Annotated in this window: 3 protein-coding genes; 2 read left to right on the top strand and 1 reads right to left on the bottom strand. The window is 60.1% G+C overall.

From position 1 onward, the window contains the following. Positions 1-232: hypothetical protein (locus tag GL286_RS22075; protein WP_155097700.1), on the bottom strand; the 232-nt coding region annotated here is incomplete at its 3' end. Positions 233-503: 271 nt separating this feature from the next. On the opposite strand from GL286_RS22075, the gene GL286_RS22070 reads away from it, so the two are divergent. Beyond that, entirely contained in the window at positions 504-710 is a 207-nt protein-coding gene (locus tag GL286_RS22070) for a cold-shock protein (protein ID WP_155097699.1), read from the top strand. Positions 711-776: 66 nt separating this feature from the next. Next, positions 777-994 (top strand): hypothetical protein (locus GL286_RS22260; RefSeq protein WP_170295372.1); only part of this gene is annotated, 218 nt, incomplete at its 3' end.

Below are 994 nucleotides of genomic sequence, written 5' to 3'. Positions count from 1 at the left end.
CCGGCAGCATCTTGACGTAGTCGAGCACGGGCCCCACCTCGTAATCGACCTGCTCGCCATAGGCCGCGAAGACCTCCATCATGCGCGCGGAAAGCCGCTTCTCGCCGTCGGTCAGGCTGTCCCAGGCAGACAGGCTGGCCGGGCAGGGCGTCAGCTCAGCATTCTCGAGGATGATCCCGCGTTCCTTCGGGCGCTCGAAGGTCTCTTCGCCGCGATAGACATTCCAGCCCATGTCGAACACGCCCTAGAACTTGTCGATCAGCTCCTTCGGGGCCTGATGCGAGGCATAGGTCGCGGCGGGGGGGAGATAGGCAATCCAAGGAGCTGCTCATTATTAGAACGCTGCTCTGGTATTGATTTTCTACCGGGTCATTCCCAAATGCAAAAGTGCAACGTTATTTCCCTGTGCATCCTGTCTCCCCCTCGGCTTCAGTCTGCGTTTTGATCTGACTGTGCCCGGTCGCCGCATGTTGCGGGTGACACACCAGACAGGAGATCTCACGATGGCCAAAGGCACCGTGAAATGGTTCAACGCCGAAAAAGGGTTCGGCTTCATTGCCCCGGAAAGCGGCGGCAAGGACATCTTCGTTCACATATCGGCGCTTGAGCGCGCCGGAATTGGCCGTCTCAATGACGGTCAGGCCGTGACGTTCGAGGTCGAGACTTCGCGTGATGGCCGCGAATCCGCGCGCGACCTCGCCCTCGCCTAAGTGGCTCGCCCCCAAGGCGCTTCGGTTCGGCCGCTCATGGCCGGGCCAAACCTGTGGAGGCTTTGAATGCCACCCAAGGACAAATCGCAGAGTCTGTTCCTCGCAACAACACCCATGACTGCGATGGAGCGAACCACTTCTCAGGCCCGGCTCATCGTCGACGAGCAGAACACGAGGCGGGCCGAATTGACGGCCAGTCTACGGGCCCAACGTCTTGCCAAGGAAGCTGACAACGCGGTCCCAAACGCGTCAAAGCCGCAAAGAAGCAGACCTGCCAAAAAGAA

It is taken from the genome of Paracoccus aestuariivivens, assembly GCF_009711225.1.
In the GTDB taxonomy this organism is placed as follows: domain Bacteria; phylum Pseudomonadota; class Alphaproteobacteria; order Rhodobacterales; family Rhodobacteraceae; genus Paracoccus; species Paracoccus aestuariivivens.
This window is presented reverse-complemented; position numbering and strand designations above follow the sequence as displayed.